Origin of the sequence: Micromonospora echinaurantiaca, assembly GCF_900090235.1 — a bacterium.
GTDB lineage: Bacteria > Actinomycetota > Actinomycetes > Mycobacteriales > Micromonosporaceae > Micromonospora > Micromonospora echinaurantiaca.
In genome coordinates, this window is the sequence record NZ_LT607750.1 from 3,371,695 (window position 1) to 3,397,609 (window position 25,915).

The following is a 25,915-nucleotide window of genomic DNA, read 5'->3' on the forward strand; positions in this document are numbered from 1 at the left end:
ACGAAGAAGCGGACTGCTATGTCGGTCCTCTAGGCTCGCTCGGATGACGAACCCGGCGCGTTATCGATCTTCGGAGGAAGACAGCGGCAGGTGGCTCGCTTTCCCGTTCCGGCGCGGCGATATCGTCATCAGCACCCGCTCGAAGAGCGGCACCACCTGGATGCAGATGATCTGCGCGCTGCTGATCTTCCAGACCGCCGACCTGCCGGCACCGTTGGCGCTACTGTCCCCCTGGCTCGACTGGCTGACCGCCCCACAGCGGCAGGTGTACGACCATCTCGCCGCGCAACAGCATCGGCGCTTCATCAAGACGCACACGCCACTGGACGGGGTACCGATCAAGCCCGACGTGTCGTACATCGTGGTGGCGCGGCACCCACTGGACATGGCGGTGTCCTTGTACCACCAGAGCGACAACATCGACCGGGAACGAGTGCGCCAGCTCACCGGCGACCCGCAGCCCAGCAGTGCGCCGCCGGCACGCCCTTCCCTGCGCTCCTGGTTGGTGCGGTGGACCGAGCGCGATCGCGATCCGCAGGAGGCGTTGGACTCGCTGCCCGGTGTGCTCTGGCATCTGACTGATGCCTGGCGACGCCGGGGGGAGCCGAATGTGCTGCTGGTGCACTATGACGATCTCTTGGCTGACCTCGGAGGACAGATGCGGCGGATCGCCGCCTGGCTAGGTATCGAGGTGCCAGCCGAGCGGTGGGCGACGTTGGTGGAGGCCGCCACGTTCGCCGCGATGCGTGAGCGGGCCCAGGTCCTGGTGCCCGATGCCCTCGGCGTGCTGAAAGACCATCAAGTCTTCTTCCGAGAGGGCCGGTCGGGTGCTGGACAAGCGCTCCTGAGCACCGAGGAACTCAGCCGTTACCACCGGCGCGCGGCTGAGATGGCCCCACCGGATCTGTTGGCCTGGCTGCACCGAGGACGTTAGCCCACCGGACCAGCCTCGGGAATCGGCTTGCTGTAGCCCAAGGCCGGGGCACCCTGGCGCCAACAATCCGACGCACTGTTTTCGGCTGACTGCGCATCGAGCGGCGAGAACGAACGCGCGGTTTGCGGCAAAAATGAGTACGGCTGGCCCGGCTGCGCCGGAGAGCCCCGGCAGCGCTGCACTGCGACCCTGGGCTACCGCACCCTGGCCACAGCTCAGGTAGGGGTAGCGGGTGCGTTTGATCGTGGTGACGGGCGTTGCCGGTGACGTGTGCTGGCGAACTTCTCGACGACGCCGTTGGCGTTGAGGCACGCAGTACTGCGGCTCTCCCGGGCCTGGTGACTGGCCGGGTGGTCGAGCAGCCTGCAGCGACCGTCGCACGCTACCTCGGCTGCGGTCTCACCTGAGCCCGTGCGCGATAGTGTCGGCGTATGGAACGCGGCGAGCTCTGGTGGGCCCAGTTCGACGACAAGCGGCCCGTCGTGCTGCTGTCGGGTGGTGCGGGGCCGGAGTTCCGGGCGGTGCAGATCGTCGCCCCGGCCACGCAGGTCGAGAAGCAGGGGTTTCTGCTGATGTCCGGTGAGCAGGCGGTCGACGCGGATGAGCGGCGCCGCGTCGTCGAGGCGGCCGGGCCGGACGTACGGGCGATCGGCATCGAAGTCTTCTTCGGGGCGCAGGAGGGTCTCGCCGAGGAAGGTGTCGTGCGGGTGGCGCTGCCCATGGATGGGAAGATTTTCTGCACTTGGATGCTGTCCCTCGGCGGGGAGTACCTGATCGAGCGGATCGGGGTCCTCTCTGCGGCGAAGCGGCGCGAGCTCGACGTCGCGATGGAGCTGTCCGGCGCCGAGTGACGGCGGCCCGGCTCACCGGGCCAGTGCGTCCCGTGCGGCGAGCATCGCGCGGTGTGGGAGGACCGGTCGCCGAGCCGGCGGGTAGTACCTGCGCGGAAGACTGACCCGGCCAGGCCAGTAAGGACAGCTAACGGGTGACCTCGTCGATATGTCCAGGGGCCAGGGGCCGCGCAGCCTTTTCGATCGCCGTGACGGCCCACGGCGTACGGCCGGGGAAGCCGGACCGCAGCTGGTAGACGTGCGGGTCATGGTCAAGTGCCCGCTCATCGGCAGATCAGGTCGCCGGACGGGCGCGCGGTCGGCGGCCAGAAGCGGATGCCGGAACATGTGCCGGGCGATCCGGCGGGTGGTTCGTCTAGACCGATGCACGCCGGCCGTGGACGTTCTCGACACGCCGCGCGACAGTGGCTGCTGCGGCTATGCCCGCTAGGTTCAGCGGTCCAGCTCCATCACAGTGAGTTCGCCGCCGCATCGGAGGCACGGCACGTTGAACGCCGAGTCGGCGTCGCCGAGCAGGCAGGGAACGCAGAACACCTCGTCGCAGGTCGTGCACTGCATGCCGACCTTGGGTGAGATCACGTTGACGTCGAAGGTCCCCGGCTCCGTCCGGTGCAGGGGCCGGTGGCACTCCCGGCAGTAGTCGATACCCCGCCGCCGCATGGTGGTCGCCGCTTGTGGGTGGCCGAGGCGCGCGGCGTGCACGATGTGCTCGTCGGCCTCCGCGAAGCGGCCGAGCTTGCCGAGGGCCATGCCGAGTGCGTTGTGCGCCTCGGAGTACTCCGGCCGCAGATCGAGGCACGCGCGCAGCGGCTCGAGTGCCTCCTCCCACCGACCGGCGTTGGTTAGCGAGACCCCGAGGAACAGTCGGCAGCTCGACGAGCCCGGATCGGCGTCGGCTGCCTCGGCGAACCCGTCGGCTGCCTCCGACCAGCGCTTCTGGTCGAACAGCGCCAGAGCGCGCTGGTACGTCGCCCGCGACTGCTCGACGTCGGAGCGATTGTCTCTGCTCTTGCGCGAGAACAAACCCACCGGGACCTCCTTCGACGACCGTCTGATCGTAGGCGTGGTGCCCGCGACGCTGGTTGATCTCCGGAAGCCCCAGAGCTGAGTTAGCTCCACTTCGGAGAACCCGTCCTGAACACCACGAATCCACCGCCCGAGCATCGACCGTCACCCTACGGACGGCGCGCTAGGTGTAGTGGGTGGACGGGTTCGGCGAAGCTTGCGGACTAGCATCCGTCGGCCACGGCATTCCGGGCCACGTTGCCCACCGTTCAGACCCGAACGCACTCAACTCGGCAGAAGCGGTTAGGCCAGCCCTCTCCGGCCGCCCCGGGTTGACACGGGGTAGCCAACGAGCCAGGGACCGCGTCACGCGTCAAGTGAAGCCACGACGTGTCGCATCAAGTGGAGGCCGACAGCTGGGCAACCGTCGACAGCCGACCGCCGGCACCGGTGCCCGTCGTTGCCATGGACGGCTACTCCGCTGGGGGCGGAGGGCTCGAACCTCCATCTACCGCTCCAGAGGCGGGTCGTGCTGCCGTTTGCACCAGCCCCCATCAGCCGCCCGACGCGATAGCGCCGGGCGGCGTACCACGTGCCCCGGCCAGGATTCGAACCTAGACCCTCCGGATTCGTAGACCGGCGCGCTCTCCGTTGCGCCACCGGGGCGTGCGGACCGGGCGCCCCAACCCCCCGGGGCGCCGGTCAGCGGTCATCCCTTCACGCAGACCACCTGCTTGAGGTGTGCCACCACCTCGACCAGGTCCTGCTGCTGGGCCATCACCTCGGTGATGTCCTTGTACGCGCCGGGGATCTCGTCGACCACCCCGGCGTCCTTGCGGCACTCCACCCCCGCGGTCTGCGCCGCCAGGTCGTCCGTGCTGAACGTCCGCTTGGCCTGCGCCCGGGACATCCGCCGCCCGGCCCCGTGCGAGGCCGAGCAGTACGCGTCCGGGTTGCCCTTGCCACGCACGATGTACGACCCGGTGCCCATCGACCCCGGGATGATGCCCAGGTCCCCCCGACCGGCCCGGATCGCCCCCTTGCGGGTCACCAGCACGTCCAAACCGCCGTAGCTCTCCTCCGCCACGTAGTTGTGGTGGCAGTTCCCGGTGAGGATGTTGCCCTCCAAGGCGAAGGAGTGCGTGCCGTCCACAACCGCGCAGTACACCTCCTCCACCACGTCGGTCTCCTGCACTTTCCGCACGGTCCAACCCCTCCGCTCGATAGCCTGGCGATTCGCTGACCAGCGTTCGCGATGGTTTTCGTGGACAAAGAACTCGGGAGTGAGATCAGCTCTGGAGATTCCCATCACGTAGATCGGTGAAGCAGGTTCCCCGAAGCCGCTGCGCATTCTCTGCCGAATCGGCAGCGTCCAGATACCAAGGACATCACAGGCGGCCTTGACGAACTCCAAGTCACGCCGATCGGCAGACCAGATCGACGGCCGCCCCGTCTTTCCCACGTCACCGTCCGCGGCGAAGTAGCCAGCGATCCAGCCGTACAGAACGGCTACGGGGCTCTCAAGCGACGGATACTCGCGCTTCCATTGCCGGGGAAGCCCACCCAGTCGCCGGTACGACGAGATCTCCCCGCTCGCAAGAGCGTGCTCCGTCACCTCGTGTTGAGGGACATGGCGCTTGCGGTTGGGCGACCGACGATCGTATGCGTAGTAGTAGGTGCGCAAACGGCCCATATCTTCGAAGAACGGAAGGAGGGCATCGTCCTTACACCCATAGAAGGTAGCGTGAGCCAGGCTGTCACCGGAGATCGAACCATCACCGTAAACGAACCCACGAGCGATGCCCTCACGCGACGGCCGAAGGCCTGGCAGCGGTCGTGGAAATGTGTATTCGAGACGGTCGCCGACTCGAAGGCCTACAGTGGTCGCTTCGGTCCGATTGTGTGCCACTTTCGGCCGGAGCAACCAGCGGTGCTCAGCGGTCGCTCGAATCACCTTCTCCTCGCCAAACCGACCAACGGTCACCTCGTAGATCCGTTGGCGACCGAATGAAGCCACTGGAGCCTTCACCCACTGACCGCCTGCCGTGAGTAGCGTGTGCCATCCGCCAGCGAGGTCACGAATGGGTCGGCAGCCCTGATCTGTAATGACCCGGGTTTCACCGGCGAAGCAGGAGATCGGCTCGTCGTAGCCGACCTGCGGGAACTGGTCGCGGACCACCTGGCAGAGCAGCGCGAGCATCACGGCCCGGTTGCGCCGCGCGTACTCCTGTGCCCAGAACAGGTCCCGCCGGTAGGCCGCCATCTCCGGCGTTCCGGCGAGGAAGACCGCGAGGTCCCGGTCGGGCAGGTCGGCGTTGTGCGGCAGCCGGCGGGCCACCCCGATGTGCCGCTCCGCCAGTTCCTTGCCGATGTTGCGGGAACCGGAGTGCAGCATCAGCCAGACCCGGCCGTCGTCGGCGCCGCCCTGCTCCAGGCAGACCTCGATGAAGTGGTTGCCGCCGCCGAGGGTGCCCAGCTGCCGCTGGGCCCGGGTCTCCAGCTGCGCCACCCGCTTGTCGAGGTCGGCGAAGCCACGCCAGAACACGTCCCAGCCGCCCTGCTCCAGGCCCCGCACCCGCCGCGGGTCGACCGCGGTGTCCCGCTGGGCGAAGCCGATCGGGATCGTCGCCTCGATCGCCGAACGCAGCCCGGCCAGGTCGTCGGGCAGGTCGGCCGCGGTGAGCGAGGTGCGCACCGCGGACATCCCGCAGCCGATGTCCACGCCGACCGCGGCCGGCGAGACGGCCTGCCGCATCGCGATCACCGAGCCGACGGTGGCGCCCTTGCCGAAGTGCACGTCCGGCATGACCGCGACGCCCTCCACCCAGGGGAGCGCGCCGATGTTGCGCAGCTGCCGCGCGGCCTGCGGCTCGATGCCGTACGGGTCGGTCCAGACCCGGACCGGCGCACGGGTGCCCGCGAGCGGGGTGAATGCCATCGTCGTCTCCTCGTTCGTCGGCTGGTCGCCGCCATCCTCGGCGGGACCGGAAGGATCGTGGACCGCCCGAGAATCGAACCCGGCGGGAGTGACGTGCAAAGCCTCTCTGCGCCCAGCGCCCAGCGCGCAGCCCGTGCCGGGCGCGGTGCCCGGTGGTCGAGCGGTTGGCCGGATTCGAACCGGCGATCTTCACCGTGGCGAGGTGACGCGCTGCCTGACTGCGCTACAACCGCGGGGTAATGCGCGACGCCGTCCGACGTCGCCACGCAGGCCGTACGGGGTTCGAACCCGTGACCTCCCGGCTGAGAACCGGGTGAGCTTCCAATTGCTCCAACGGCCCGTGCCGGGACGGGTCCGCTGCCCGTCCCGCCGTCCGGGACCGGGGAATCGAACCCCGTGTCTCTCGCGCCCAAAGCGAGCGGGTCAGCCAGCTCCCTCGTCCCGGTGGTGTGCCACCGCCCGGCCGGACCGGGGGTGGCGACTCATGCCGTCCACTATGGAGTTGAGAAGGATCGACGTCGCCGGCGCCCGGGACGCGGAAGTACGGAAAGGGAAACGAAAAAGCCGCCCGGCCCCGGTGGGGTGGGCGGCTGCGCGTACGCGCCGGCGCTAGTCGCGCCACCACCCCGGTCGCCGGCCCTGCTCGGCTCGGCACAGACCCCGGGCGGGTTCGCCCGCGGGCAGCAGGGCACCACCGCGCGGCATCAGCCACATGGCGTTGGTGCGGTTGCGCTGCGACACGGCGTACTCCAAAGGGGATCTGCTCGGTTGACCTTGCGACGAGGACGTTAGCGGGCCCGGCCGGGCACGGCAATGGATATTCCGTGGCCGGCCGGGCCGGTCGCTAACCCTCCCGGCGCCCGGCGACCCGTCGGACCACCGCCAGCAGGTACTTCCGGCGGTCCGTCGGGTCGTGGTCCCAGCGTTCCCGCACCGGGGCCGCGCCGCGTACCGGGCGGTGATGGTCGAAAGTAGACTCCAGCAGCCCCTCGCCGCGGGTCAGCGAGGGCAGCCGCTGCTCCAGCGCGTGCACCCGCCCGGCGGGGATGTCGCCCGCCACCACGTACGCCGCGCCCTGGGCGGTGGTCTGCCGGGGCACCGCGTCCAGGCCGGCCAGCACCGGCAGCACCGCGCCGAGCGCGTCGGCCGGCACCTCCAGCCGGAAGTGGTGCATCGGCTCCGCCACCCGGGTGCCGGCCTGCTGCAACGCCGCCATCAGCACCAGCGGGGTGAGGTTGCGGAAGTCCCCGGCGGTGCTGGACATGCTCTTGTCGAAGGTGCCGTGCGAGTGGCTCTGCCGCGCCCAGTAGCCGGAGTGGGTCATGGTGACCACGCAGTCGAGGACCTGCCACCCGTGCGGACCCTGGCGCAGCGTCTCGTGCACGGTCTCCTCGACGGCGGCGAAGAACGCCGGCGGCATGGAGCCGAGTTCCACGCCGAGCCGGAAGGTGGGCCCGCTGCCCGGCGGGCCGGGCTCGACCCGCAGCCCGACGGTGGCGAGGAACGGATTGGGCGGCACGCCGATGAACTCGACCGCCGCGCCGACCCCGACCACCCGCTCCACGTGCACGGTGGTGGTCTCCCGGAAGGTGACGGCCACGCCGTGGTCGTCGGCGAGGACCGCCTGGATGACCTCCTTCTGCACCTCGCCGTAGAGCGACACGGAGATCTCGCGGCGGATCGGGTCCTGCCGGACGTTGATCAGCGGATCCTGCTCGGCGAGCTGGGTGAGCGCCGCGTGCAGCGCCCCACGGTCGCCGGGCCGCTGCGGCAGCACGACGGTCTCCAGGGTGGGCGGCGGGAAGTGCCGGCGGCCACCCGGCGGCGGCGCGCCGACCGGATCGCCGACCCGGAGGTGGTCCAGCCCGCGCAGGATGGCGATCCGGCCGGCGGTCACCGCCTCGGCGCGGACGGCGGCGCCCTGGTCGAAGAGTTCGATGCCGGTCACCTTCGGCTGGTGGGCCGGGCCGGCGGGCACCCGATCGCGGGTGCGCAGCGTCCCGCCGAACAGCCGGACGTAGGCGAGCTTCTCGCCGGCCGGGCCGCGCTCGACCTTGAAGACCGTGCCGGAGACCGGCGCGTCGGCGGCACCGCTGGTCGCGGGCAGCAGCTCGGTCAGGGCGGCGACCAGCGCCTCGACGCCGGCGCCGGTGACCGCCGAGCCGGCGAGCACCGGGTGGACCAGCGCGCGGCGGGACTGCGCGGCGAGCGCCGTCCGCAGTCGCGGTGCGTCCACCGCCGCCTCGTCCTCGACGTACGCGGTCAGCAGCGCCTCGTCGTGCGCGGTGAGCACGTCGACCAGCCGGCCGGTGAGGGCCGGATCGGTGTCGGCGTACGGCACGAAGCGAGCGTCGGGGGTGCCGGGCCGCTCGACGGCGCCCATCGGCACGACGGCGGCGCAGAGCCGGGCGGCGATGTCCCGCAGGGTGCGGTCGGCGTCCGCGCCGGCCCGGTCGATCTTGTTGACGAAGATCAGGGTGGGCAGGCCCAGGCGCTGGAGCGTGCGCATCAGCACCCGGGTCTGCGCCTGTACGCCCTCGACGGCCGAGACCACCAGCACGGCGCCGTCGAGCACGCCGAGCGCGCGCTCCACCTCGGCGATGAAGTCCGGGTGGCCGGGGGTGTCGATCAGGTTGACCGTCACGTCGCCGATCTGGAACGACACGACGGCGGAGCGGATGGTGATGCCCCGCTGCCGCTCCAACGGCAACGAGTCGGTACGGGTGGTGCCCGCGTCCACGCTGCCGGGCTCGTCGATCACGCCGACGGCGTGCAGCAGACGTTCGGTCAGGCTGGTCTTTCCGGCGTCAACATGCGCCAGGATCCCTACGTTGAGCGTCTTCACGCCGCGTCATGTCCTTCGGGTCGAGAACGATTCCGAGCTGGTTGGACATGAACGTCGCGCGCATTCCGGGGATCCCTTCCGTTGTCGGCCGTGGTGACCAGTGCAGCAGCGCACCCGCCGGCCGGGCAACCGAATAACCCGAACGTGCGATCGGGGCGGAACCGGGTACCCCGGCGGGATGAGGCCGAACGCCGAGGGCGTGGACGTCGACGAGCCGCTCGCCGTCGACGTACCCCCCGCGCCGCACGACGCCAGCGGAGAGCGGGTGCCGATCCGTCAGCTGGCCGGGCTGGCGCCGGTGGCCCGCCCGGCGCGGCGCTGGACGCCCCGGCGGGTGGTCGCCACCCCGGCGGCGCTGGACCAGCCGCACGGACGGCGGATCGTGGAGCGGTTGGCGACCCTGGGCATCGAGGTCGAGCGGCTGCGCTCCAACCGGCTGGCCGGGGTGCGCGGCGACACCGAGCGGGAGACGTACGCCCGGGCGAAGTCGACCCTGGCGATCGTGGTGAGCCCGCCGTCGCGCCGGAAGCTGCAACCGATCGCGCCGAGCGCGGACTGGCGGTTCGACCTGGCCGAGGGCTGCCCGGCGCACTGCCAGTACTGCTACCTGGCCGGCTCGCTCTCCGGCCCTCCGGTGACCCGGGTCTACGCCGACCTCGACGAGATCCTGGCCGGGCTCGCCGGCTACGCCGGGCAGGGGACGGTGACCAGCCGCAACCCGCGCCGGGCCGGGGAGGGCACCACGTTCGAGGCGTCGTGCTACACCGACCCGCTCGCCCTGGAGCACCTGACCGGCAGTTGGCGGCGGGCGGTGGAGCACTTCGCCGGCTGGGACGCGCCGGTGCAGCTGCGCTGGACCACCAAGTACGCCGACGTGGACAGCTTCGTCGGGCTGCCACACGCCGGGCACACCCGGGTGCGGTTCAGCGTCAACTGCCGGCCGGTGAGCGAGCGGATGGAGGGCGGTACGGCCCGGGTCCCGGACCGACTGGCCGCGCTGCGCCGGCTCGCCCTGGACGGCTACCCGGTCGGCCTCACCATCGCCCCGATCATGCCGCTGCCCGACTGGCGGGCGCACTACGGCGAGCTGCTCGGCGCGGTCGCGGCGGCGGTCGACGGGGTGCCCGACCTGGACCTGACCGCCGAACTGATCACGCACCGGTTCACCCCGGGCAGCAAGGAGGTGCTGCTCGGCTGGTATCCGCGCACGAAGCTGGAGATGGACGAGACGCTGCGCAGCCGCCGGCACGGCCGGTTCGGCGCGGTCAAGTACGTCTACCCGCGCGACACGATGACCGAGTTGCGCTCCTGGTTCGAGCGCGAGCTGGCCGACCGGCTGCCGGCCTGCCGGATCCTCTACTGGACCTGATCGCCGCGTCGACTACGGTCGGGCACCGTGGCCCTGATGCGTGTCGACTTCTACTCCGAGGTGCTCACCCTCAGCACCTCGATGACGGTGATCCTGCCGCAGCGCACCACCTCGCAGATCGGCATGGCCGGCGGCGTCACCGCCGGCGATCCGCCGGTGCTGTACCTGCTGCACGGCCTGACCGACGACGACACCATCTGGCTGCGCCGCACTTCGATCGAGCGGTACGTCGCCCCGCTCGGCCTGGCCGTGGTGATGCCCCAGGTGTCCCGCAGCTTCTACAGCGACGAGGAGCACGGCAACCGGTACTGGACCTTCCTCAGCTCCGAGCTGCCGCAGGTCTGCTCGTCGTTCTTCCGGCTGTCCCAACGGCGCGAGGACACCTTCGTCGCCGGGCTGTCGATGGGCGGCTACGGCGCGGTGAAGTGGGCGCTGCGCGAGCCCGACCGGTTCGCCGCCGCGGCCAGCCTCTCCGGCGCGCTGGACGTGGCCACCCGCCGGCACCACCCGACCAGCCCGCTGGACCCGGCGGTCTGGCACACCGTGTTCGGCGAGCGCCGGGTGACCGGCACCGAGGACGACACGATCGCCCTGCTCGACCGGTACGGCGACGGCGGCGCCGACGCACCCGCGCTCTACGTCGCCTGCGGCACCGAGGACTTCCTGTACGAGGACAACGTCCACTTCGTCGAGACGGCCCGGCTTCGCGGGATCCCGCTCACCGTGGACTTCTCCCCCGGCACGCACGACTGGGCGTACTGGGACGCCAAGATCCAGGACGTGCTGGCCTGGTTGCCGCTGCGTGGGTGACCGCGCCGGCCGCCGTTGACGGCGTGCGCCGGCGGGGCGGTCGCCCCACCGGCGCACGTCCCCCGGTCAGCGGCTCAGCACCACCTTGAGCGCACCCGTCTCCGCCGGCCGGGCGAAGACGTCGTACGCGGCGAGGATCTCGTCGAGCGGGAACCGGTGGGTGACCAGGTGGCCGGTGTCCAGCTGCCCGGCGACCAGCATGTCGAGCAGCTTGGCGGTGGAGTGGGTGTCCACCAGGCCGGTGGTGATGGTGACGTTGCGGATCCACAGGTCTTCCAGGTGCAGCGTCACCGGCTTGCCGTGCACGCCGACGTTGGCCACGTGCCCGCCGGGGCGGACCAGGGTGGTGCAGAGTTCGAACGCGGCCGGGGTGCCGACGGCCTCGATCACCACGTCGGCCCCGAGGCCGCCGGTGACCTCACGGACCGCCGCCAGCGGGTCGGCGTCGGCGAGCACGGTGACGTCCGCGCCGAACTGCTTGGCCGCGTCCAGCCGGCTCTGCGCCCGGTCCACGGCCACCACCTGGGCCGGGGAGAACAGCTTCGCGGTGAGGATCGCGGCCAGCCCGATCGGGCCGGTGCCGACCACCACCACGGTGTCACCCGGGCGGACCCGCCCGTTGAGCACGCCCACCTCGTAGGACGTGGGCAGGATGTCGGCCAGCAGCACGGCCGCCTCGTCGGAGACCGTCGCCGGCAGCCGGTAGGTGGACAGGTCGGCGAACGGGATCCGGGCGTACTCGGCCTGGACGCCGTCGACGGTGTGGCCGAGCACCCAGCCACCGCCGCCGAGGCACTGGCCGTAGCTGCCCTCCCGGCAGTAGCGGCACACGCCGCAGGCGGAGATGCAGGACGCGAGCACCCGGTCGCCCACGGCCAGGTTGGTCACGCCGTCGCCGACCGACACCACGGTGCCGACCGCCTCGTGGCCCAGCACCCGGCCGGGCTGTACCGCGGGCACGTCGCCGCCCAGGATGTGCAGGTCGGTGCCGCAGATGGTCACCGCGTCGACCCGGATGATCGCGTCGCGCGGCGCCTCGATCGTGGGATCGGGAACGTCCTTCCAGGACTTCTTGCCCGGTCCGCCGTAGACGAGCGCCTTCATGGTGTCCTCCTCACGCCGTCGTCACCTCCCACGCTGCTCTGCGGGAGGCGCGGCGGGCAGGGTCGGACGGCCCGCCGGACGGGTCCCGAGGTCCCGGCTCCGGCGGGCGGCGTGGTCAGGCGCCGACGGTGCCGTCGATGCCCTCGCGGAGGAAGTCGGCGTGCCCGTTGTGCCGGGCGTACTCGTGGATCAGGTGCAGCATCACCAGCCGCAGCGAGACCCTCTGGTCCCAGCGGGCGTTGTAGCCGGTCACGTCCAGCGACTCCGCCTCCCGCTCGATCCGCTGGGAGTGCTCCACCTCCCGCTGCCAGGCGTCGAACGCCTCCGCCCGGGTGGACCCGGTGGGGTCGTACGCCTGCTGGTAGTCGCCGGAGTCCGACCAGACCAGCGGGATGTCCTCGCCGTTGATGACCCGACGGAACCAGGTGCGCTCCACCTCGGCCATGTGTCGCACCAACCCGAGCAGGGTGAGCGTCGACGGCGGCATGGAGCGCAGTCGCAACTGCTCGTCGGTGAGCCCGTCGCACTTCATGGCCAGGGTCGCCCGGTGGTAGTCGAGGAAGGCGCGGAGCATGGTGCGCTCGTCCCCGGTGACCGGTGGGCCGATCCGTTCGGTGGTCACTGTCGTCTCCCTCGTCCGGCGGGCACCCGCCGGTCCGAGGCTGATCATGCCCGGTGGTGGTCGGGCCGCCGCCGACCGGGTCAGCCGACCGACGCGCGGGCCACCGGTGCGTCGAAGTAGGTGTCCGGATACGGCTCGTCCCGGTAGCGGTAGTGCCACCACTCGCGGTCGTAGTTGACGAATCCCGCGTCGGTCATCAGCCGCCGGAGCAGCCGCCGGTTCTCCCGGGCGGGGTCGGTGACCCGGGGGTCGTCGGTGTGCGCGAGCGAGTCGAAGCAGTCGAACCCGGTGCCCATGTCGATGCTGTTGTCGGCGAACCGCTGTCCCACCGGCGCGGTGCAGGGGACCAGCGGCCGGCCCGGCGCGTACGGGGGTTGGCTGGGGGCGGGGACGTCGACCAGGGTCAGGTCGAGCGTGCTGCCCCGGCTGTGCGAGGTGGGCGTCCCGATGTAGCCCTGGTCGAACAGCGCCGACTTCGCCACCCGGGGGTAGAACTCCCCCTTCATCTGCTGCTCGCCCGGCCGCTTCGCCCAGGCGAGGAAGTCGTCGGCGGCCGGCTGAGGGCGGTAGCAGTCGTACACCTTGAGGCTGTGCCCGCCGGCCAGCGCGGCGTCCTGGACCTGGCGCAGCGCTTCCGCCGCCTCGCGGGTGAGCAGGCAGAGCGGTTCCCGGTAGCCGGCGATCGGCCGGCCGACGAAGTTGTGCGCCCCGGCGTACCGGATGTCGGTCAGGATGCGCGGGTCGACGTCGGCGAGCACCACGAAGCCCGGCAGGCGCGGCGCCGCGGCCGGCGCCGAGGTCGGGGCCGGCGGTGTGCTCGGCGCCGGTTCGGGCGAGGAGCGTCCGCAGCCTCCGGCGGACGCCGCGAGCACCCCGAGCGCCGCGACCACCGCGGCCGCCACGGCCGCCCGCCGTCCGGCCGGTGGCCCCGGGCGGACCGTGCCTGACCTGGTCACCCCTCCTGTGTATCAGGCCGCACGGCGGCCGGGACCCGGTCCGGCGACAGGTGGTCGCGCAGGAAGCGCAGCGCGGCCTCGTCGTCGTCGATTCCGCCGGCCTCGTGGCCGTTGTACCGCCAGACCGACAGCTCGGCCGGCCCCCGGTAGGCGTTGACCGCCGCGAAGACGGTCGACGGCGGCACGATCTCGTCCATCAGCGCGACGGAGAATCGGGCCGGCACCTCGGCGCGACGGGCGAAGTTGACGCCGTCGACGTAGCCGAGGGTGGTCAGCACCCGCTCCTCGGCGTGCCGGTGGATGGCCAGGTAGTCGCGGATCTCCCGGTACGGGTGGGCGTCGGTGACCAGCACGGCACGCGGGATGTCGCACAGGAACGGCACCCCCGCCACCAGGGCCGCCAGGTCGGGCGCCAGTGCGGCGACGGCCAGCGCGACCCCGCCGCCCTGGCTGTGCCCGAGGACCGCGATCCGCGCCGGGTCCACCGCCGGCAGGGTCCGGACGGCGTCGACCGCCCGGACCCCGTCGGCGATCAACCGCCGGTAGTAGTAGGTGCGCGGGTCCTCGATCCCCCGGGTGGTCACGCCCGGCGCCTCCGGTCCGGCGGCCGCCGGATCCGGGGTCTCCCCTCGACTCCAGCCCGACCCCTGCCCTCGGGTGTCCATCTGCAGGTGCGCGAAGCCGGCCGACGCCCACAACAGGTTCTCCAGCGGGTGCCCCCGGCCGCCGCCGTATCCGGCGTACTGCACCACTGCCGGCAGCGGCCGTGGGGCGTGGCGGGGCAGCCGCAGCCAGGCCCGCACCGGCTGCCCCGCGTACCCGGCGAAGGTGACGTCGAGGACGTCGACGGTGGCCAGGCGGGTCTCCGCCGGCGCGGTCCGCGTCGGCCACCCACAGCCGCGGGCCTCGGCGAGGGTGTCGGCCCAGAACCGGTCGAAGTCGTCCGGCGCCCGCACCTCGCTGCGGTACGCCCGCAGTTGCGCCTCGGGCAGGTCGGTGAGGACCATCGGCTACCGGGGCGCGGCGAGGACCGCCGCACCGGCCGAGACGGTACGGGTCAGGGGCACGTGACATCCTCTCGACGGTGTGGGAAACGACCGCCCGATGGGTCGAACGGCCGAAATGGTCCGATAAACTTCCGGAAGATCCCCGCAACTCGTCGAAACGCTAGGACCGACCTGCCATGTCGTCAACCCCCGTCGGTGGGGCAAGATGACCGTGCGGCGGACACGCCGTTCCGGGATTTTCGGTGGCGACGGTCGGCCCCGGCCCGACCGGTGAAGGAGACGCGGGTGGACGCGGACGAGGGACGCAGGGTGACCATCACCGCGATCGCGCGGGAGGCGGGTGTCTCGGTGCCCACCGTGTCGCGGGTGCTCAACGGGCGCTCGGACGTGGCCCCGGACACCCGGGAGCGAGTCGAGGAACTGCTGCGCCACCACGGCTACCGGCGCCGGGGCAGCCGCACCGTACGCCGCGCGGGCCTGGTCGACCTGGTCTTCAACGACCTCGACAGCCCCTGGGCGGTGGAGATCATCCGAGGGGTGGAGGACGTCGCGCACGGCGCCGGAGTGGGCACCGTGGTCTCCGCGATCCACCGGCAGTCGACCGCGGCCCGGCTGTGGCTGCAGAACCTGCGCGCCCGGGCCACCGACGGCGTCATCTTCGTGACCTCGCACCTGAGCCCGCCGCTGCACGCGCAGCTGCGCCGGCTCAACGTGCCCGTGGTGGTGGTCGACCCGGCCGGCGTGCCGGCCATCGACGTGCCGACGATCGGGGCCACCAACTGGGCCGGCGGGCTGGCCGCGACCGAGCACCTGCTCTCGCTCGGGCACCGGCGGATCGGGTTCGTGGCCGGGCCGAGCCAGCTGCTGTGCAGCCGCGCCCGGCTGGACGGCTACCGGGCGGCGCTGGAGGCCGCCGGGGTGCCGGTGGACGACCGGCTGGTGCAACCGGGCGACTTCTACCACGCCTCCGGCTTCGCCGGCGGAACCGCGCTGCTCGACCTGGACGAACCGCCGACGGCCATCTTCGCGGCCAGCGACCAGATGGCGTTCGGCGTCTACGAGGCGATCCGCCGCCGCGGTCTGCGGGTCGCCGACGACGTCAGCGTGGTCGGCTTCGACGACCTGCCGGAGGCCCGGTGGGCCTCACCGCCGCTGACCACCGTCCGGCAGCCGCTGGTGGAGATGGGCCGGCTGGCCGCCCGTACCGTGCTGCGGCTGGCGCAGGGCGAGGCGATCGACTCCCCCCGGGTGGAACTCGCCACCGATCTGGTGGTGCGGGACAGCTCCGCCGCCCCGCCGGCCCGGTAGCCCGGCCGGCCACACCTTTCTCGGCCGGCCGGCGACTCCGCTTCCGGTATCGACCCGATAGTTGCGGACCGCTCTCCGGCCCAGGTGCCGGCACGGAGAGCGGGCCGTCGGCGGTCAGCGGTGGTGGTGCCGCACCGCCCGGCAGATCTCCACCGGCAGTGCCGGTGCACCGTCCACCGGCGCCGGATCCTCGGCCGTCGGGGCGATGCCACCGGCTGCGATGCGGTCCAGCGTGGCCAGGCCCGCGGCGTCCACCGAGCCGAAGATTGTGTAGTGCGGCCGCAGCGCCGAGTTCGACTGCACCAGGAAGAACTGGCTGCCGTTGGTGTCCGGCCCGGCGTTGGCCATGGCGAGCACGCCGCGGGCGTAGACCTTGCGCTCCCCGGTCGGGTCGGTCGGCGCCGGCGGCAGGTCGGTGGGCAGTTCGTCGCGGTACCGGTAGCCGGGGCCGCCGGAACCGGTGCCGGACGGGTCGCCGCACTGCAACACCTTCAGCGTCGGGTACGCGGTCAGCCGGTGGCACGAGGTGCGGTCGTAGAAGCGGTGCCGCACCAGGTGCAGGAAGCTCTGCACGGTGCACGGCGCGGCGGCCCGGTCCAGGGTCAGGCCGATCGGCCCCTGGTTGGTGCGCAGGGTGACCCGGACCGTGCCACGGTCGGGGGTACGCCGCGGGTCGGGCGGCAGCGGGACGGGCCGGGCCGCCGGGTCCTCCGGCGTCTCGGTGTACGCGCACGGCCCGGGGGTGGTCCGCGGCCGCTCGCCCCCGGCGGTGGCGGTCGGCGTCGCGCCGCCCGGCGCGGCGGGGGCGGCCACCGCGGCGGTGCCGCCGGCGCCGACCAGCGCCCCGGCCAGCAGGGCCGCACCGGCGAGGCGGGCCAGCGTACGGGACGATCGGCCGGGCGTCGCGGTGCCGGACGGGACGGACTGCGGGCGGGGTTCGCTCGACACGGGCATCCTCCTGGGACTCGTGGTGCCAGAAAGACCGCAGTCTATGAAGCTGATAGCCGGTTGTCGATCGTCGACACACCGCCCGTCAGCGGACGCGGCGCCGAACCCCCGTCAGCGGACGCGGCGGCGGATCGCCCGTTGCCAGAGCAGTCCGCCGAGCAGCAGCACCCCGGCCCCGCCGAGCGCGACGCCCCACCACCGGCCCACCGACCCGTCGTCGACCGGGCCGCTCACCGCGGCCGGGCGCGGGTCGCCGGTGCCCGCCGGGGCGGGCGACGCCAGGTCGTCCAGCTCCCCCGGCTCGACCAGCCGACCGACCGCCGCGTCGCGGGGCAGCGAGAAGCCCCAGTCGAGCAGCGCCGCACCCTGCTCCCAGCCCCGGGCCGGCCGTGGCTCCGCGCCGAGCAGCGTCACCACCAGCCGACGCCCGTTCCGCTCGGCGGCCCCGACGTACGTGTGCCGGGCCAGGTCGGTGAAGCCGGTCTTGCCGCCCAGCGCACCCGGGTAGTGGTAGATCAGCTGGTTCTCGTTCTGGATCTCGAAGCCCCTGGCCTTGCGCGCGGGCTGGGCCGGGATCCGGGTCCGCTCGGTCAGCGCGTACCGGCGGAAGGTGGCGTCGGCGAAGCAGACCCGGGCGATCAGCGCCAGGTCGTACGCGCTGGTGAACTGGCCCGCGCCGTCCAGCCCGGACGGGGTGACCGCGTGCGTCTGGCGGGCGCCGAGGCGGCGCGCGTACTCGTTCATCGCGCGTACCCCGCCGGCCCGTCCCTCCGCGCCGCCGCCGAGGCGGGCCAGCAGGTTGGCCGCCTCGTTGCCGGACTGCAGCAGCAGCCCCAGCCAGACCGTCTCGATCGGATAGCGACCGCCCGGCACCAGGCCGACGGCGGACGATCCCGGCTCGATGTCCAGGTCCTCGTCGACGACCGTGACGACCTGTTTCGGGTCGAGCCGGGGCAGCATGGTCGCCGCCAGCAGCAGCTTCTGCACGCTCGCCGGGGTGCCGTACTCGTGCGGGCCGCAGCCACCGAGCACCTGCCCGGTGTCCAGGTCGGCGACCAGCCACGAGGTCGCGGTGAGCGCGGGCGGGGCCGCGACCCCGGCCGGGACGACCAGCCCGGCGGTGGCCAGCGCCGGGCCGCCCACCATCCGGTCCTCGGTCACCGCCGGCGGTGGCGACGGCCGCGGCGGTCGGGACACCTTCGGCGCCGGCGCCCGCGGGCAGGGCTGCGCCGGCGCGCCGGCCGCCGTGGCGGGCGCGGTGGGCGGTGTGGTCGCGGTGGGCGCGGCGGCCGCCGCCGGAGCGACCGCGCCGGCGGGCAGGAGTACGGCGGCCGCGGTGGCCGCCAGCAGCCGAACCTTCACGCCCGTCACCCTAACGGGCGGGATTTCCGGCGGCGCCGACCCGCGGGGACCGAGCCGCCGGCGCTGGTGCCGGAGGCCACCCGCCGTCCGGGACCATCGGCCCTGCCCGCCGGGCCACCCGTGGACGACGCTGGTGACCGGGTGCGGCAGCCGCCCGCCGGCGGGCGCACCCGCCCGAGCCCGTCCGCCCGAGTCCACGGAGGTCGACCATGGAGGTCCTGTCGCTGTCCCAGCTCGCCGAGGAGCACCTGACATCGGCACGCGAGGCGAGCAGCGGACGCAGCGGACGTTCCCTGCACCCCGGTGCGCACCACCGGCTGCGGCAGACCCTGGTGGCCCTGGTCGGCGGCCGGTCCCTGGACGAGCACGAGAGCCCGGGCGAGGCCACCCTGCAGGTGCTGCGGGGGCGGGTCCGGCTCACCGCCGGGGAGCAGTCGTGCGCGGGCGGACCGGGCGACCTGCTGGTCATCCCGCCGCGCCGGCACGCCCTGCACGCCGAGGAGGACGCGGTGGTGCTGTTGACCGTCACTCCCCGCCCCTGACCGGCACGCCCGGGCCCGGCGGCCCGGGACCCGCGGCGCGGTGACGCGATCACCGGTTCGGTACGGGCGGCCCGTCCGCGCGTACCGGCCGGTGGTCGTTTGGCTCACAAGCCGTTGCCCGCGGTGGCCGCGACCGACTAGAACCGGGTGACGATCGCCCGGACCGGCCGGCGACGGTGGCGAGGTGATGGCGTGGCTCTGATCTCCTTCGACGACACCGACGCGGCCGCCTTCGCCGCGACCCGCGAGCTGCCCCGCAACGGGCTGGACCGCTGGCGGCACGCGGTGGGCCAGCACCTGCGCCCCCGGGCCGGGATGACCGTGCTCGACCTCGGCGCCGGCACCGGCGCCTGGGCTGCCGCCTTCACCGACTGGTTCGGCGCCCGGGTGGTGGGGGTGGAGCCGGCCGAGGCGATGCGCGCCCGCACCACCCACCGCCCGCTGCTCGCCGGCGACGCGGTCGCGGTGCCGCTGCGCGACGCCACAGTGGACGCCGCCTGGCTGTCCACGATGATCCACCACGTCCCCGACCTGGATGCGGCGGCCCGCGAGCTGCGCCGGGTGCTCCGGCCGGGCGCGCCGGTGCTGATCCGCTCGCCGTTTCCCGGCCGGCACCACCGGATCGCCCTGTTCCACTGGTTCCCCGAGGCGGTCCGGGTCCTGGAGCGCTACCCCGACCTGGCCCGGGTGCGCTCGGCGTTCGCGGCGGCCGGGTTCCCGGTGAGCAGCGTCGAACCGGTCGCGCAGACCACCGCCGCCTCGCTGGCGCACTACGCGCAGCGGCTCGACCGCCGGGCGCACACCCCACTCCAGCTGATCAGCGACGACGAGTACGCGGCCGGGGTGGCCCGGCTGGCCGCCGCCGCCCGGGACGACAGCGGACCGGTCGTCGACCACCTCGACCTGCTCGTGCTGCGCTGAGCCGGGTCGCCACGCTGGCCGCTCGCGCCGCGACGCGGTCTGCTCCGGCGGCCGATGGCCACCCCCGCCGCCCGGCACCCCGGTCGCCTGCTGGCCGGCTGCGCCGCTCGCCAGCCGGGTCGCTCGCCGATTGGGTCAGCCGATCAGGCCCCGGTGGCGCAGGTAGTCGTGCAGCGCGGCGGAGCCGCCCAGCCGCCGCAGGCTGCGCCGGTGCAGGTCCTGCTCGCGCCGGGCGAGTTCGGCCCGGACCCGCTGCGGGCTGCCGGTGCTGCGCAGTTCGTCGAGGACGGCGGCGATGATGTCGAACGGATAGGCGCCCCGGCGCAGCAGCGCGACCACCTGCGCCGCCCGTAGTTCCGCCTCGTCGTACACCCGGTAGCGGGTGCCGCGCTCGCGTACCGGCCGGAGCAGTCCCCGCCCCTCCCAGAGCCGCAGCTGCGAGGTGCGGACCCCGACCAGCCTGGCGACCACGCCGATCCGCAGACCCCGCCGGGGGGCCGGCGCGGCGGTGGGCGGGGCGGCGGTGGGCGGGGCGGCGGTGGGCGGGGCGGCGACCACGGTCTCGAAAGCGCCGAGCACCCGCCGGATCTCGGCCCGCTCCCGGTCCAGCTCGGCATGCCCGGCGTCCAGCGTGGCCAGCGCCGCCGGCAGGTCACCGCGGTGCACCGCGGCCATGATCTCCCGGGTACGCGTCCAGCCGTGCCCCTCGGCCAGCCGCCGGGCCACGGCCAGCGCTCGGGCGTGCCCGGCGGTGAAGATCCGGTAGCCGGCCGGGGTGCGCTCGACCGGTGGCAGCACGCCGAGGTCGACGTAGTTGCGGACCTGCTGCACCGAGATGCCGGCGGTCGCCGCGAGGTCGACCGCCCGCAGCCGCCCGCTCCGATCGCCCACCGGCTCACCCTACCGCTTACATGCTGTTTGAGACTTTGCCGGCCTTTCTGGCGGGCCTCCCGCTGTGCTTCGCGGAAAACCCTCTACGTAGGCGTGAATGGGACAATTGAAGGCTGCCAGACCCGTAGAAGCTCGGGCGGGATTCATCCTGCCCACGATCTCGCGAAGGGTTCGCATGCCGCAGCCAGCACGGTCCGCCGCCGACAGCCACGACATGATCGAGGTACGCGGAGCGCGGGAGAACAACCTCGCCTCCGTCTCGGTCGACATCCCCAAGCGCCGACTGACCGTCTTCACCGGAGTGTCCGGGTCGGGGAAGTCCTCGCTGGTCTTCGGGACCATCGCCGCCGAGTCGCAGCGCATGATCAACGAGACCTACAGTGCCTTCCTCCAGTCGTTCATGCCGAGCCTGAGCCGCCCGGACGTCGACTCGCTGCGCAACCTCACCCCGGCCATCGTGGTCGACCAGGAGCGGATGGGCGCCAACTCCCGCTCGACCGTCGGCACCGCGACGGACGCGTACGCAATGCTGCGGATCGTGTTCAGCCGGCTGGGCAGCCCGCAGGTGGGCGGGGCGGGCGCGTTCAGCTTCAACCTCGCCGAGGGGATGTGCCCCACCTGCGAGGGCCTGGGCCGGATCTCCGACCTCGACGTGCACGAACTGGTCGACGTCGAGCGCTCGCTCAACGACGGCGCGATCAAGGTGCCCAACTTCGCCGTCGACTCGTGGTACTGGCAGACCATCGTCGGCTCGGGCCTGTTCGACCCGGACGCCAAGCTCCAGGACTACACGCCCCAGCAGTGGGAGGACTTCCTCCACAAACCGGCCACGAAGATCAAGATGGGCAGCAACAACTGGACGTACGAGGGCCTGGCGGTGAAGGTGCGCCGGCTCTACCTGACCAAGGACCGCGAGTCGATGCAGGCGCACATCCGCGCCTTCGTCGACCGGGCGGTCACCTTCACCACCTGCTCCGCCTGCGGTGGCACCCGGCTCAACGAGGCGGCACTGTCGTCCCGGATCGCCGGCCGCAACATCGCCGAGTGCTCCGCGATGCAGATCAGCGACCTGGCCGAGTTCGTCCGCGGCATCGACGACCCGTCGGTCGCGCCACTGGTCGGCAACCTGCGCGACCTTCTCGACTCGCTGGTCGAGATCGGCCTGGGCTACCTCAGCCTGGACCGCGAGTCGGCCACCCTCTCCGGCGGCGAGGCGCAGCGGGTGAAGATGGTCCGGCACCTCGGCTCCAGCCTCTCCGACGTCACGTACGTCTTCGACGAGCCGACCGTGGGCCTGCACCCGCACGACATCGCCCGGATGAACGACCTGCTGCTGCGTCTGCGCGACAAGGGCAACACGGTGCTGGTGGTCGAGCACAAGCCGGAGACCATCGCCATCGCCGACCACGTGGTCGACCTCGGGCCCGGGGCGGGCACCGCCGGCGGCCAGGTCTGCTACACCGGCGACGTCCCCGGCCTGCGCCGCTCCGGCACCCTCACCGGCCGGCACCTGGACCACCGGGTCCGACTGCGCGAGCAGGTACGCCGGCCCACCGGGCAGCTGCCGATCCGCAACGCCGACCTGCACAACCTGCAGGACGTCAGCGTCGACGTGCCGCTCGGCGTGCTGACCGTGGTGACCGGGGTGGCCGGCTCCGGCAAGAGCTCGCTGATCCACGGGTCGCTGCACCGCCGTGACGGCGTGGTGGTCGTCGACCAGTCGCCGATCCGCGGCTCCCGGCGCAGCAACCCGGCCACCTACACCGGGCTGCTCGACCCGATCCGGACGGCGTTCGCCAAGGCCAACGGGGTCAAGGCGGCGCTGTTCAGCGCCAACTCCGAGGGCGCCTGCCCGACCTGCAAGGGCATCGGCCTGGTCTACACCGACCTGGCCATGATGGCCGGCGTCGCCTCGGTCTGTGAGCGGTGCGAGGGTCGGCGCTTCACCGACGAGGTACTCACCTACCGGCTGCGCGGTAAGAACATCAGCGAGGTGCTCGCGATGTCGGCCACCGAGGCCCGGGACTTCTTCCCCAGCGGTCAGGCCCGGGTGATCCTCGACCGGCTGGTCGACGTCGGGCTCAGCTACCTCACCCTCGGCCAGCCGCTCAACACGCTCTCCGGGGGCGAGCGGCAGCGGCTCAAGCTGGCCATCCACATGGCCGACAAGGCGAGCACCTACGTGCTCGACGAACCCACCACCGGCCTGCACCTGGCCGACGTCGACCAGTTGCTCGCCCTGCTGGACCGGCTCGTGGACGCCGGCAACACGGTGATCGTCATCGAGCACCACCAGGCCGTGATGGCCCACGCCGACTGGCTGATCGACCTGGGGCCGGGTGCGGGGCACGACGGCGGCCGGATCGTCTTCACCGGCACGCCGGCCGACCTGGTCGCCCACGGCGACACCCTGACCGCCCAGCACCTGCGGGAGTACGTAGCGGCGTGAGCCCGTGGTCCCGGTGCCCCTGCACCGGGACCACGGCGGTCAGCGACCGGACGCGGCGCCGGCGGTCGGCACGGCGGGGCACGGCGGTCAGCGACCGGACGCGGCGCCGGCGGTCGGCACGGCGGTCAGCGGCCCGACGCGGCGCTCGCCGTCGACACGGTCGGGGCGTCGAGGTCGCGTAGCCAGGCGCGCAGGGGGCGCAGCGCCGCCGCGACCGGCGTGAGCAGGCCGACGGTGATCAGCAGCGCGTCGAGGAAGAGGACGGCGAGCACGCTGAGCACGGCCAGCGACGCGGCGGCCCGGGCGACGGGCGCCATCCGCGGGGCCGGCCGACGGTGAACGCCCTGGTAGCGGGGTGGTGCCATGGTGTTCCTGCCTAGGTTGTCCGACGAGGTGCCCCTCGTACCCCGGCGGAGCCGGACGAACCCCGTTCATGACCAGCACCACAGGCGCGGCCGGCTGGTGACCAGCGGGTTCAGCGGGGCAGGCGGCGTAGCCAACGCCGCTGCCAGGGTGTCTCCACCGCACGCGGACGGTAGTTCGCGCGTACCCACTGCACCGCCCGCTCGGCCGGCAGCCCATCGAGGATCGCGAGCGCCGCGATGGCGGTGCCCGTCCGGCCGGTACCGCCACGGCAGGCCACCTCGACCCGCTCACCGTCGTGCGCCCGGCGCAGCGCCTCCCGTAGCGCGTCGAGCGCGTCGGCCCGGTCGACCGGGATCCAGAAGTCCGGCCACCGGATCCACCGGTGCGGCCATTGCGGTGCCGGACCGGCCGCCAGCAGCAGGGCGAAGTCGGCCGGCGAGGCCGGATCACCGATCCGTCGGCCGCGCACCGTCACGCCGCTGGGCAGCGCGACCACTCCGGTCTGCTCGGTCCATACCTGCTCGACACTCATCCGGGCATTGTCCGCTCCCCCGCGCCCCTGCCGAGGCCCCGTTCGCCCTCGGCTGAGCGCGACCTCCGGCTTCGGCCGCTGCGCCGCGCCCGGCTCTCGGGCTTGGCCCGGCACGCGGGCTGGCGCGCTGGCTGGCTCTCGGGGTCGGCACGGGCAGACGAGACAGCGCCGCCCCCGGGCCCGGTGGGCTCGGGGGCGGCGCTGGGGTGTCGGTGTGCAGGTCGCCTCTCGGCGAGTGGCACGACGCGGCTCCAGCCGGACGGTATTCCGCGAAGGCAATATGGTGAGGCCCGGGGACACTGATCACACCGACACCTCCCTCAACCTACCGACCCCGGTTCTTGTTCCCGGCCAGGTGAGACGGAATTCTCGGTCCTGCCGGCCAGCCGGGACCGGTCAACGGGACTCGCGGTCGAGGGCCCGCTGGTGGCGGGCGAGCGCCCGGCGGTACGCGTGGTCGAGCAGCCGATCGACCTCCGGCAGCCGCCCGACGCCGGGATTGAGGACGCACGCCCAGCCGTGCAGCCCGTACGCGGGATGGGGCTGGATCTCGTCCACCCGGCTGAAGTCGACTTCCGACCGGCGGTCGGGCAACTCCGCCGGTGGGTAGCCGAACCGGCGCTGGAACTCGGCCCGGCCGAGCTCGACGTTCAGCCGGAAGACGCCCGGTCGGTCGAGCCGGGAGTCCTCGTCGAAGCCGGGCGTGTCGTGGTAGACGATCGTGGCGAACGGCCGCCGCCGGTCCGGCCCGACGAAGAAGAACCGGTCGCCCCAGTGCGTCTCGGGCACGCCCGACGTCTCGTCGGCCACCACCTGGGCGACGTCGGGCAGCGCGAGGATCCGCTCGACGAGCGCCTCGGCGGACACCGGCTCCCGTCCCTCGTCGCCGTACGACCAACCCGCCGATGATTCGCGTCCAGAAGTCATGGCCTCAACCGTATCCTTGAACTACCTTGTGAAAGTTCGATGGCGGGTGGCACAGGAGGGTCCAGCTGAAGTCTCAAACCGGAGTACATGCCGGGGCGGGTGGTCACCGGCCGGTGGACCTCGCCCGCGAGCACGGCATCTCCACCCAGGCGGTCCGCAACTACGAAGACGCCGGCGTCATCCCGGCGGCCCGCCGCACGCCGAGCGGGTACCGCCGTTACTCGGCCCGGCACGCAATAGCGCTGCGGGCGTACCTCGCGCTGATCCCGGCGCACGGCTACGCGACCAGCGGCGAGATCATGCGCGCCGTCAACGCAGATGACCTGGACACCGCCCTACGGGCGATCGACCGCAGCCATGCCCAGCTGCTACGGGACCGGGAGACGCTCGACGCCGTCGAGTCGGCCGTCGGCATCCTCGCGAACCCGCCGGCCACGGACCGGCCCGACCGCCCGCTGACGGTGGGTGCCCTCGCCCACCGGCTCGGGGTGACACCCGCGACGCTGCGGAAATGGGAACGAGCCGGCATCCTCGAGCCGATCCGCGACCGCGCCACCCACCACCGCCTGTACGGCCCGGAGGACGTGCGCGACGCCGACCTGGCCCACCTGCTCCGGCGCGGCGGCTATCTGCTGGAGCAGATTGCCACCGTCATGCGGCGGGTCCGCGACGCCGACGGGCCGGAGGCGCTGGCCGGCTCGTTGGAGGGCTGGCGCGCCCGGCTGGCCGCCCGCGGGCGCGCCATGCTCCTCGCCGCCGCCCGCCTCGCCGACTACCTCCACGTCGAGGACGACGAACGCCGGGGCGATGCCGCAACCACCGAGCCCGCACGCACGACCGGCTGAAACGACTCCGGCTCGAATGCCGGCCAGTCTGCTGCGGGTTGCGCTGCTGGCCGGCGCCTTCGGTCGGGGGTGGCGGGCAGCCTGCTGCGTCGGGGGCGCGGTTGGGGGTGGCGGGCAGCCTGCTGCGTCGGGGGCGCGGTTGGGGGTGGCGGGCAGCCTGCTGCGTCGGGGGCGCGGTTGGGAGTGTGGCCCCGCCGTGCCCGGCTCCGGGCGGTCAGGCTTGATCCCTGCGCCGGGCACGGCGGGCCACACCCCTGTCCCGGTCGAGCCTCGACCGCCGGTCGCGGTCGTGAGTCGGTGGCTCGCGCTGTCTGCGTGGGTGTGCGGGTCGCTGGTCGAGATCTTGGACAGTTTCGGTTAGCTGCGGACGGTAACTGTCCAAG

At 72.8% G+C, this 25,915-nt stretch carries 21 protein-coding genes, 5 tRNA genes and 2 pseudogenes; 9 read left to right on the forward strand and 19 right to left on the reverse strand.

The genetic code is table 11. The features are described from left to right. Window positions 1-43 precede the first annotated feature (43 nt). Both GA0070609_RS15255 and GA0070609_RS15260 read left to right on the forward strand, forming a co-directional pair. Window positions 44-934, forward strand: a complete 891-nt coding sequence (locus GA0070609_RS15255) for a sulfotransferase domain-containing protein (RefSeq protein ID WP_088994429.1) — start codon at window positions 44-46, stop codon at window positions 932-934. 431 nt (window positions 935-1,365) lie between these two features. Beyond that, entirely contained in the window at window positions 1,366-1,785 is a 420-nt protein-coding gene (locus GA0070609_RS15260) for a hypothetical protein (RefSeq protein WP_088994430.1), read from the forward strand. A gap of 432 nt (window positions 1,786-2,217) precedes the next feature. Here the strand turns inward: GA0070609_RS15260 and GA0070609_RS15265 are convergent, their stop codons facing one another. The 9 genes and pseudogenes from GA0070609_RS15265 to GA0070609_RS15300 all read right to left on the reverse strand — a co-directional run bounded on the left by GA0070609_RS15265 (window position 2,218) and on the right by GA0070609_RS15300 (window position 8,573). Further along, window positions 2,218-2,814 (reverse strand): tetratricopeptide repeat protein, encoded by a 597-nt coding sequence (locus tag GA0070609_RS15265; protein WP_157748179.1) that lies wholly within the window; start codon window positions 2,812-2,814, stop codon window positions 2,218-2,220. Between the two features lie 457 nt (window positions 2,815-3,271). Then, a tRNA-Gln gene (locus GA0070609_RS15270) sits at window positions 3,272-3,344 on the reverse strand. Between the two features lie 39 nt (window positions 3,345-3,383). Next, window positions 3,384-3,456 (reverse strand) — tRNA-Arg (locus GA0070609_RS15275). A 43-nt stretch (window positions 3,457-3,499) separates the two neighbouring features. Continuing rightward, window positions 3,500-3,895, reverse strand: a pseudogene (locus GA0070609_RS15280) (RtcB family protein); the annotation flags it as partial. A 1,023-nt stretch (window positions 3,896-4,918) separates the two neighbouring features. Next, a pseudogene (locus GA0070609_RS15285) lies at window positions 4,919-5,728 on the reverse strand (RtcB family protein); the annotation flags it as partial. Between the two features lie 159 nt (window positions 5,729-5,887). Then, window positions 5,888-5,961: transfer RNA gene (locus GA0070609_RS15290), tRNA-Gly, on the reverse strand. A 34-nt stretch (window positions 5,962-5,995) separates the two neighbouring features. Beyond that, window positions 5,996-6,068, reverse strand: a tRNA-Glu gene (locus GA0070609_RS15295). Between the two features lie 32 nt (window positions 6,069-6,100). Further along, window positions 6,101-6,173, reverse strand: a tRNA-Pro gene (locus GA0070609_RS33225). A 399-nt stretch (window positions 6,174-6,572) separates the two neighbouring features. Continuing rightward, window positions 6,573-8,573 carry an elongation factor G gene (locus GA0070609_RS15300; protein WP_088994432.1) on the reverse strand — a complete coding sequence of 667 codons (2,001 nt, stop codon included), beginning with the start codon at window positions 8,571-8,573 and terminating at the stop codon, window positions 6,573-6,575. 178 nt (window positions 8,574-8,751) lie between these two features. Between GA0070609_RS15300 and GA0070609_RS15305 the strand changes: the two genes are divergently transcribed. Together GA0070609_RS15305 and GA0070609_RS15310 are read left to right on the forward strand one after the other, a co-directional pair. After that, window positions 8,752-9,942: a spore photoproduct lyase family protein gene (locus tag GA0070609_RS15305; RefSeq protein WP_197700299.1), complete on the forward strand. Its 1,191-nt coding sequence runs from the start codon at window positions 8,752-8,754 to the stop codon at window positions 9,940-9,942. 27 nt (window positions 9,943-9,969) lie between these two features. Beyond that, the gene (locus GA0070609_RS15310) at window positions 9,970-10,752 is read left to right on the forward strand and encodes an alpha/beta hydrolase (protein ID WP_088994433.1); all 783 of its coding nucleotides are present in this window, start codon (window positions 9,970-9,972) and stop codon (window positions 10,750-10,752) included. Between the two features lie 66 nt (window positions 10,753-10,818). Here GA0070609_RS15310 and GA0070609_RS15315 read toward each other — a convergent pair whose 3' ends face one another. From GA0070609_RS15315 to GA0070609_RS15330, 4 genes are all read right to left on the reverse strand, one after another. Then, window positions 10,819-11,856 carry a zinc-dependent alcohol dehydrogenase family protein gene (locus GA0070609_RS15315; protein WP_088994434.1) on the reverse strand — a complete coding sequence of 346 codons (1,038 nt, stop codon included), beginning with the start codon at window positions 11,854-11,856 and terminating at the stop codon, window positions 10,819-10,821. Window positions 11,857-11,971: 115 nt separating this feature from the next. Then, window positions 11,972-12,478 carry a DinB family protein gene (locus GA0070609_RS15320; protein ID WP_088994435.1) on the reverse strand — a complete coding sequence of 169 codons (507 nt, stop codon included), beginning with the start codon at window positions 12,476-12,478 and terminating at the stop codon, window positions 11,972-11,974. Window positions 12,479-12,558: 80 nt separating this feature from the next. Next, window positions 12,559-13,368 carry a M15 family metallopeptidase gene (locus tag GA0070609_RS15325; RefSeq protein WP_088997751.1) on the reverse strand — a complete coding sequence of 270 codons (810 nt, stop codon included), beginning with the start codon at window positions 13,366-13,368 and terminating at the stop codon, window positions 12,559-12,561. 62 nt (window positions 13,369-13,430) lie between these two features. Continuing rightward, window positions 13,431-14,441, reverse strand: a complete 1,011-nt coding sequence (locus tag GA0070609_RS15330) for an acetylxylan esterase (RefSeq protein WP_088994436.1) — start codon at window positions 14,439-14,441, stop codon at window positions 13,431-13,433. 285 nt (window positions 14,442-14,726) lie between these two features. Between GA0070609_RS15330 and GA0070609_RS15335 the strand changes: the two genes are divergently transcribed. Then, the gene (locus tag GA0070609_RS15335) at window positions 14,727-15,749 is read left to right on the forward strand and encodes a LacI family DNA-binding transcriptional regulator (protein WP_088994437.1); all 1,023 of its coding nucleotides are present in this window, start codon (window positions 14,727-14,729) and stop codon (window positions 15,747-15,749) included. Between the two features lie 114 nt (window positions 15,750-15,863). On the opposite strand, the gene GA0070609_RS15340 is transcribed toward GA0070609_RS15335, so the two are convergent. Both GA0070609_RS15340 and GA0070609_RS15345 read right to left on the reverse strand, forming a co-directional pair. Further along, the gene (locus tag GA0070609_RS15340) at window positions 15,864-16,628 is read right to left on the reverse strand and encodes a peptidylprolyl isomerase (RefSeq protein WP_231928876.1); all 765 of its coding nucleotides are present in this window, start codon (window positions 16,626-16,628) and stop codon (window positions 15,864-15,866) included. A 180-nt stretch (window positions 16,629-16,808) separates the two neighbouring features. Beyond that, on the reverse strand, window positions 16,809-18,059 hold the full coding sequence (locus GA0070609_RS15345; protein ID WP_088994439.1) for a D-alanyl-D-alanine carboxypeptidase family protein: 1,251 nt from the start codon (window positions 18,057-18,059) through the stop codon (window positions 16,809-16,811). A gap of 209 nt (window positions 18,060-18,268) precedes the next feature. Between GA0070609_RS15345 and GA0070609_RS15350 the strand changes: the two genes are divergently transcribed. Together GA0070609_RS15350 and GA0070609_RS15355 are read left to right on the forward strand one after the other, a co-directional pair. Continuing rightward, window positions 18,269-18,601, forward strand: a complete 333-nt coding sequence (locus GA0070609_RS15350; RefSeq protein WP_088994440.1) for a cupin domain-containing protein — start codon at window positions 18,269-18,271, stop codon at window positions 18,599-18,601. Window positions 18,602-18,793: 192 nt separating this feature from the next. Further along, window positions 18,794-19,522, forward strand: coding sequence for a class I SAM-dependent methyltransferase (locus GA0070609_RS15355; RefSeq protein ID WP_088994441.1), 729 nt, complete (start codon window positions 18,794-18,796; stop codon window positions 19,520-19,522). A 135-nt stretch (window positions 19,523-19,657) separates the two neighbouring features. Here GA0070609_RS15355 and GA0070609_RS15360 read toward each other — a convergent pair whose 3' ends face one another. Further along, window positions 19,658-20,413: a MerR family transcriptional regulator gene (locus GA0070609_RS15360; RefSeq protein ID WP_088994442.1), complete on the reverse strand. Its 756-nt coding sequence runs from the start codon at window positions 20,411-20,413 to the stop codon at window positions 19,658-19,660. A gap of 175 nt (window positions 20,414-20,588) precedes the next feature. Between GA0070609_RS15360 and GA0070609_RS15365 the strand changes: the two genes are divergently transcribed. After that, window positions 20,589-22,862: an ATP-binding cassette domain-containing protein gene (locus tag GA0070609_RS15365; RefSeq protein ID WP_088994443.1), complete on the forward strand. Its 2,274-nt coding sequence runs from the start codon at window positions 20,589-20,591 to the stop codon at window positions 22,860-22,862. A 125-nt stretch (window positions 22,863-22,987) separates the two neighbouring features. On the opposite strand, the gene GA0070609_RS15370 is transcribed toward GA0070609_RS15365, so the two are convergent. From GA0070609_RS15370 to GA0070609_RS15380, 3 genes are all read right to left on the reverse strand, one after another. Next, on the reverse strand, window positions 22,988-23,227 hold the full coding sequence (locus GA0070609_RS15370) for a hypothetical protein (RefSeq protein ID WP_157748180.1): 240 nt from the start codon (window positions 23,225-23,227) through the stop codon (window positions 22,988-22,990). Window positions 23,228-23,337: 110 nt separating this feature from the next. Then, window positions 23,338-23,760 (reverse strand): protein-tyrosine phosphatase family protein, encoded by a 423-nt coding sequence (locus GA0070609_RS15375; RefSeq protein ID WP_088994445.1) that lies wholly within the window; start codon window positions 23,758-23,760, stop codon window positions 23,338-23,340. Window positions 23,761-24,156: 396 nt separating this feature from the next. Further along, on the reverse strand, window positions 24,157-24,687 hold the full coding sequence (locus tag GA0070609_RS15380) for a DUF6194 family protein (protein WP_088994446.1): 531 nt from the start codon (window positions 24,685-24,687) through the stop codon (window positions 24,157-24,159). A 113-nt stretch (window positions 24,688-24,800) separates the two neighbouring features. Between GA0070609_RS15380 and GA0070609_RS15385 the strand changes: the two genes are divergently transcribed. Next, window positions 24,801-25,532, forward strand: coding sequence for a MerR family DNA-binding transcriptional regulator (locus GA0070609_RS15385; RefSeq protein WP_231928787.1), 732 nt, complete (start codon window positions 24,801-24,803; stop codon window positions 25,530-25,532). The last annotated feature ends 383 nt before the right edge of the window (window positions 25,533-25,915 follow it).